5 protein-coding genes are annotated in these 6,572 nt (G+C 71.8%); all 5 read left to right on the forward strand.

Annotated features, from left to right (window positions below; translation table 11 throughout):
- The first annotated feature begins 1 nt into the window (after position 1).
- The 5 genes from ABZ939_RS27000 to ABZ939_RS27020 all read left to right on the forward strand — a co-directional run bounded on the left by ABZ939_RS27000 (position 2) and on the right by ABZ939_RS27020 (position 6,402).
- The gene (locus ABZ939_RS27000; RefSeq protein ID WP_361860286.1) at positions 2–1,228 is read left to right on the forward strand and encodes a sensor histidine kinase; all 1,227 of its coding nucleotides are present in this window, start codon (positions 2–4) and stop codon (positions 1,226–1,228) included.
- The gene (locus ABZ939_RS27005; RefSeq protein WP_361860289.1) at positions 1,225–1,890 is read left to right on the forward strand and encodes a response regulator transcription factor; all 666 of its coding nucleotides are present in this window, start codon (positions 1,225–1,227) and stop codon (positions 1,888–1,890) included. The genes ABZ939_RS27000 and ABZ939_RS27005 overlap by 4 nt, the downstream gene beginning before the upstream one ends.
- Before the next feature lie 178 nt (positions 1,891–2,068).
- Positions 2,069–3,358, forward strand: coding sequence for a cytochrome ubiquinol oxidase subunit I (locus ABZ939_RS27010; RefSeq protein WP_361860292.1), 1,290 nt, complete (start codon positions 2,069–2,071; stop codon positions 3,356–3,358).
- Positions 3,359–3,368: 10 nt separating this feature from the next.
- The gene (locus tag ABZ939_RS27015; protein ID WP_361860295.1) at positions 3,369–4,157 is read left to right on the forward strand and encodes a cytochrome d ubiquinol oxidase subunit II; all 789 of its coding nucleotides are present in this window, start codon (positions 3,369–3,371) and stop codon (positions 4,155–4,157) included.
- A 67-nt stretch (positions 4,158–4,224) separates the two neighbouring features.
- Positions 4,225–6,402 (forward strand): MMPL family transporter, encoded by a 2,178-nt coding sequence (locus tag ABZ939_RS27020; protein WP_361860298.1) that lies wholly within the window; start codon positions 4,225–4,227, stop codon positions 6,400–6,402.
- Positions 6,403–6,572 lie beyond the last annotated feature (170 nt).

Consider the following 6,572-nt stretch of genomic DNA (forward strand, 5'->3'; position numbering starts at 1 on the left):
CATGGCCCTCCCCTTCCGCGTCCGTCGCGGCCGCGTGTCCCCGCGGGCCGCCGATGTCGGCGTGGCGCTGGTCGTCACCCTCGTCGTGGTCGTCTGGACGCTGGTGTCGGCGCAGTACGCGAGCGAGCCGGTGAGCCGTACGGTCATCGGCTGGGCGCTGATCGCGGTCGGGTGCGGTGCCCTCTGCTTCCGGCGTCGAGCACCCGTCACCGTCGCGGTCGTCACGCTCCTCGCCTGCGCGGTCTACTACCCCCTGTCCGCGCAGGACGGGCCGTTGATGATCGCTTTCGCCCTCGCGCTCTACACCACGGCCGCGCAGGGCCGGTTCGCCGCCGCCGTCGCCCTCGCGGCCGTCACGCTGCTCGGCGTCGGCCTCGGTGAGATCCGTCAGGAGCCCGGCCACCGCCAGATCGACGACACCTCGCTCGCGATGCTGGCGGGCTGGCTGATCAGCCTGGTCGCCGTGGGCCGTGCCCAGCGGACCCGGCTCGCCTATCTGCACGAGGTGGAGCAGCGGGCGCTGGCGGCCGAGCGGGAGCAGGAGGCGCGCGCCCGGCAGAGCGCCACCGAGGAGCGGCTGCGGATCGCGCGGGAGCTGCACGACGTACTCGGCCACAGCATCTCCCTGATCAACGTCCAGTCCGGTGCCGTGCTGCACCGGCTCAGCAAGAAGCCGGAGCCCGACGTCGCGCTGGCCGCCGCGGAGGAGGCGTTGGAGGCCGTGAAGGCCACCAGCAAGGACGCGCTGCGCGAGCTGCGCGCGACGCTCGGGGTGCTGCGCCAGGCCGACGAGGCCGCGCCGACCTCGCCGACCTCCGGGCTCGCCCTGCTCGGCGAACTCGTGGAGCGGGCCAGGAGCACCGGCCTCGACATCCGTACGGAGCTGACGGGAACGCCCGTACCGCTGGCTCCGCCGGTCGACCTCGCCGCGTACCGGATCGTGCAGGAGTCGCTGACCAATGTCACCCGGCATTCCGGGGCCCGCACCGCCACGATCGCGCTCGACTGGCGCGCGGACGAACTGCGCCTTCGGATCGAGGACGACGGCGAGGGGGCTCCGGAGGAGCAGCCGCTGGGGAGCGGCATCCGGGGTATGGCCGAGCGCGCCCGGGCGTTCGGCGGCGATCTGACCGTGCACAGCACGGCCGGGGGCTTCCGGGTCGACGCCCGATTGCCGCTCGAAGCTCCGGCATCCACGAACACCACGTCCAAGGGGGACCCTCGATGATCCGCGTCGTACTCGCCGACGACCAGACCCTGGTCCGGGCGGGCTTCCGCTCGATCCTGGCCGACGAGGACGACATCGAGGTGGTCGGGGAGGCCGCGGACGGCGAGCAGGCGATCGCGCTCGCCCGCGACCTGCGTCCGGACGTGGTCCTGATGGACATCCGGATGCCGGGTCTGGACGGTCTGGAGGCCACCCGGCGGATCACTGCCGATGCCCGGCTCGAAGAGGTCAAGGTGGTCATCCTGACCACCTTCGACGTCGACGACTACGTCTACGGGGCGCTGCGCGCCGGGGCGAGCGGCTTCCTGGTGAAGGACACCGAGCCCATGGAGCTGCTGCACGGGGTACGGGTGGTGGCTCGTGGCGACGCGCTGATCGCCCCGGCCGTCACGCGGCGGCTGATCGCGGAGTTCGCCGGCCGCTCGAAGCAGCCCGATCCCAGCCCGCGCCTGAACGCCCTCACGGAGCGGGAGCGCGAGGTCATGGGCCTGGTGGGCGCGGGGCTCTCCAACGACGAGATCGCGCAGCGGCTCGTCCTGTCGCCGGCGACCGCGAAGACTCATGTCAGCCGGATCATGACCAAGCTGGACGTCCGGGACCGGGCGCAGCTGGTGATCCTGGCGTACGAGTCGGGGATGATCACGCCGGGCTGGCTGGGGTGACACGCGGCGCCCCCTGGCGCCTGATCCGGCCTGATCGACGAGACACCCCCTAGGGGGCACGCGCGCGTGGGCGCAACTCCTGGGGTACGCGCGCGTGGGGCGACGCAACCGCCGGGGTACAGCCACTGACCACCGTCGGGCGACGCCGCCCCGACAGCCGTACGCCGACGCTGGCTGCGTGAATCCAGACGTCCTCGATCTCGCCCGGTTGCAGTTCGCCCTCACGGCGGGCGGCCACTTCCTCTTCGTCGCCCTGACCCTGGGGCTCGCGACCGTCGTCGCCGTCGTCCAGACGGTGGCGACGATCGGACAGAAGCCGCTGCACGCGCGCATGGTCCGGTTCTGGGGCCAGCTGTACGTGATCAATTACGCGGTCGGGATCGTCACCGGCATCGTGATGGAGTTCCAGTTCGGGATGAGCTGGAGCGGGCTCACGCACTACGCGGGCAATGTCTTCGGCGCTTCGCTCGCGGTCGAGACGATCGTCGCGTTCTTCGTCGAGTCGACCTTCCTCGGCCTGTGGATCTTCGGCTGGCACCGCTTCAACCGGTGGGTCCATCTGGCGATGATCTGGGTCGTCACCGTCACCGCGTACCTCTCCGCGTACTGGATCCTCGTCTCCAACGGCTTCCTCAACCACCCCGTCGGGCACCGGACCGAGGGCGGCAAACTGGTGCTGGACGACCCGGTGGCCGTGCTGACCAATCCCTCGGCGCTGCTCGCCTTCGGGCACATCCTTGCCGGGGCGCTGCTGACGGCCGGGTTCTTCGTCGCCGGGGTGAGCGCGTACCACCTGTTCCGGCGCACGCCCGAGTGGGAGTTCTTCGGCCGGTCGCTGCGGATCGGGGTGTTCCTCTCCTTCCCCGCGCTCATGGTCACCGCTGTCTTCGGTGGCCTCCAGTTCGCCGCGCTGCGGACCCTCCAGCCCATGAAATCGGCCGTGTTCAGCCAGAAGGCGGAAGAAATAGCGCAGATCCAGGCGGACATGGTCGCCCGCTTCGGTCCCGGCAACTACGTCCCCTCCGAGGCGTGGACCCGCGGCGGCGGTCTGGTCATGCTCATCTGCTTCGGCCTGATGATGTATTTCACCTTCGCTGGCGTCATCCTGGCCTGCTTCAAGAAGGTCGTCTTCCGCTTCCGGCTCTGGCACCTGACCCTCATGGCCGCGGTGCCGCTGCCCTATCTGGCGATGATCAGCGGCTGGGTGTTCCGCGAGGCGGGCCGGCAGCCCTGGGTCGTGTACGGGCTGCTGAAGACCGAGGACGCGGTCTCCGACCTCTCCCCCGGCTCCATGCGGGCCTCCCTGATCGTCTTCACCACCCTCTTCGCGCTGCTTGTCGTCCTCAACGCCTGGCTGCTCGCGCGGTGGGCCCGCCGGGGCCCGGTCGACGCGGGTCTCGGCCACGACGACCGGGGCGGGCCCGAGGACGAGGACGCCGCCGACTCCCTGCCCGCCACGAGCTACTGAGGAGCGGACCGTGATCAGTCTCGAATCCCTCGCCGTCGTCCTGCTCGCCTTCTTCGCCACCGGCTACTTCGTGCTCGCCGGCGCGGACATCGGGACCGGGATGCTGACCCCGTACCTCGGCCGCACCGATCACGAACGGCGGCTCGTCATCGCCTCCTTCGCGCCCTTCTTCCTGGGCAACGAGGTGTGGCTGATCGCCACGGCCGGTGTGCTCGTCGGCTGCTTCCCCGATCTCGAGGGGGAACTGCTGACCGGCCAGTTCGCGGTGCTCGTCGCGCTGTTGACCGGATGGATCGTCCGTGACATCGGGCTGTGGTCGCGCGCCCGCGGCCGTGGGCGCGCCTGGCGCGCGGTGTGCGACGGGGCGGTGGTGTGCGGTAGCTGGACGGTCGCGCTGGCCTGGGGCTGGCTGCTGGCGGCGCTTCTCGTCGGCACACCCGAGGAGACCGCCACCGGCCCCGCCGCGATCCTCACCGCCCTCGCCGCGGCCGCCCTGTTCGTCGCACACGGGCTGGGCTTCGCCACCCTGCGGCTGACCGGCCTGCCGTACGAACGCGCCCGTCTGCTGGTGGGGCGGACCGGCCGCCCCTGGCAGTCCTTCGCCCTCACCGCCGTGCTCCTGGGCGTGCTCCCGCTGCTCGCCGGAAGCGCCCTCCCGCTGACCGAGCGGGCCGCGGACGGCGCGACCCTCACGCTGCTCGTCCCCGCTCTGCTCGTCGTCACCCCGCTCATCGTCGCCGCCCAGGTGTGGACCTGGCGCACCTTCCGGCGCCGGGTGACCCGTCCCTCGTACCTGTAGCTCCGCACCCCGTCACTCCACAGCTCCGTGACTCCGAACTCCGTAACTCCCGGAAGGGGAAACGATCATGACCGCCACGCGGGACACCGATCCCACGGCGAACCCGGCCCGCCCGCCGAGCCCGACGCCCCGGCGGGGCAGCGTCTTCGAGCGCCTGGCCGCCTTCTCGTACCGCCACCGCTGGTCCGCCGTGCTGCTGTGGATCGTGGTCGTGGCCGCCGCGACCGGTGCCTCGACGATCGCCGGCAGCGCGTACCACAACGACTTCTCGCTGCCCGGCACCGATTCCCAGGCGGCGCGGACCGTCCTGGAGCGGCACGGCTCCGCGCAGGCCACGGACGCGACCCTGCAGATCGTCGTCAAGGACGACAAGGGCGTCCGGGAGAAGACGGTCCACGCGCGCGTGGAGGGGCTGCTCGACACGGTCGAGGGGCTTCCCGGGGTGACCAGTGTCCGCAGTCCGTACGAGGACAAGGCGGCCGTCTCCCGCGACGGCACGGTCGGCTACGCGACCGTCACCCTCGACGGCGAGGCGGAGAACACGGACCGCACCGAGGTACTGAAGATCATCGAGACCGTGCGCGCGGCACAGGGCGACGGACTGACCGCGGCCGTCGGCGGTGATGCTGCACGGGGCGCCGAGGAGGGCGGAGGCGGCGCTGCCGAGGGCGCGGGCATGCTCGGCGCGCTGGTCATCCTGGTCTTCCTGTTCGGCTCCCTGGTCGCCGCGAGCCTGCCGGTGGTCACCGCGGTCTTCGCCGTCGGCAGCTCGATCGGGCTGATCGCGCTGGCCTCGCACCTCGCCGACGTCGCGGACTTCACCCCGCCGATCATGATGCTGGTCGGTCTCGGCGTCGGCATCGACTACGCGCTGCTGATCTTCTCCCGCTACCGCGGCGAGCTGGTGCGCGGCGCAGAGCCCGAGCAGGCCACCCGGACCGCGCTGGACGCGGCCGGACGCACGGTGTTCTTCGCGGGCTGCACGGTGATCATCGCGCTGATGGGTCTGGTCGTGCTCGGGCTCGGCTCGCTGCAGGGCGTGGCCCTCGCCGTCGCCCTGACCGTCCTGGTCACGATGGCCGCCTCGCTCACCCTGCTCCCGGCGCTCCTCGGCGTTTTCGGCCGGCGGATCCGGCGTCAGGTGACCAAGCGGGCCGCGAAGGCGACGCGCCCCGAGGGCGACCGGTGGCGCGGCTGGGCGACGGCGGTGCAGAAGCGGCCGTGGGCGGCGCTGCTCGTCTCCGTCGCGGCGCTCGGCGCGCTCGCCGCGCCCGCTCTCGACATGCGGCTCGGCTTCGCCGACGCGGGGAACGACGCCCCGGCGAAGTCCAGCAGGCAGGCGTACGACCTGCTGGCCGAGGGGTTCGGGCCCGGGTTCAACGGGCCGCTGATCGTGGTCGCGGACGGCGGCGGCGAGCGTACCGCGATCGCGCTGCGCCAGGCCCTGGAGAACACGGACGGCATCGCGGCGGCCACCGCGCCGATCCCGACGAAGGACGCCTCCGTCTCGACCGTCATCGCCTTCCCCGAGTCGGCTCCGCAGGCCGAGGCGACCTCGGAGCTCGTCGACCGGCTGCGGTCGGACGTCCTGCCGCCGCTGGAGCGGGAGACCGGCGCCGATCTGCTGGTCGGCGGGCCGACGGCGGCGACCGAGGACTTCGCGTCCACCGTCTCCGACCGGATGCCGTTGTTCGTCGCGATCGTCGTCGGTCTGTCCGCGCTCCTGCTGCTCCTCGTCTTCCGGTCCGTGCTCATCCCGGTGAAGGCCGCGCTGCTCAACCTGGTCAGCATCGGGGCGGCCCTGGGGGTGATCACCCTGGTCTTCCAGCACGGCTGGTTCGGGGTGCAGCCCGGACCGATCGAGGCGTTCATCCCTGTCATGATCTTCGCCATCGTCTTCGGTCTGTCGATGGACTACGAGGTCTTCCTGCTCTCCCGGATCCACGAGGAGTGGGAGCGCACCAGGGACCCGCAGGGCGCCGTCCGGGAGGGCCTGGCGGCGACCGGAAAGGTCATCACGGCCGCCGCGGCGATCATGATCGTGGTGTTCGCGGCCTTCGTCCTGAGCCCCGACCGGATGCTGCAGCAGTTCGGTCTCGGCCTCGCCGTGGCGATCCTGCTGGACGCGGTGGTCATCCGGTGTCTCATCGTGCCGGCGGTGATGCAGCTGCTCGGCCGGCGCGCGTGGTGGCTCCCGGCTCCGCTGGAACGGGTCCTGCCGACCGTGCGGCTGGAGCGCGACTGACACCTGGCGACGCCCGCTTGAAACCCGCCGACACCCGCGTCACGCCGGGCCCGCGGTTCAGGCGCCGTCCCGGGAGGACGACCTTGGGGCTCTTGGACTTGTCGGGGGTCTCCGTGCGGACCTTCTCCAGGATGACGCCGTCCGCGTCGACGACCCCGGCCATGACCTTC

This window comes from Streptomyces sp. NPDC046712, from assembly GCF_040645695.1.
Taxonomy (GTDB): Bacteria; Actinomycetota; Actinomycetes; order Streptomycetales; family Streptomycetaceae; genus Streptomyces.

Coding starts and splice junctions, on each gene's coding strand:
- ABZ939_RS27000 (WP_361860286.1), top strand. CDS start 2: ATGGCCCTCCCCTTCCGCGTCCGTCGCGGCCGCGTGTCCCCGCGGGCC.
- ABZ939_RS27005 (WP_361860289.1), top strand. CDS start 1,225: ATGATCCGCGTCGTACTCGCCGACGACCAGACCCTGGTCCGGGCGGGC.
- ABZ939_RS27020 (WP_361860298.1), top strand. CDS start 4,225: ATGACCGCCACGCGGGACACCGATCCCACGGCGAACCCGGCCCGCCCG.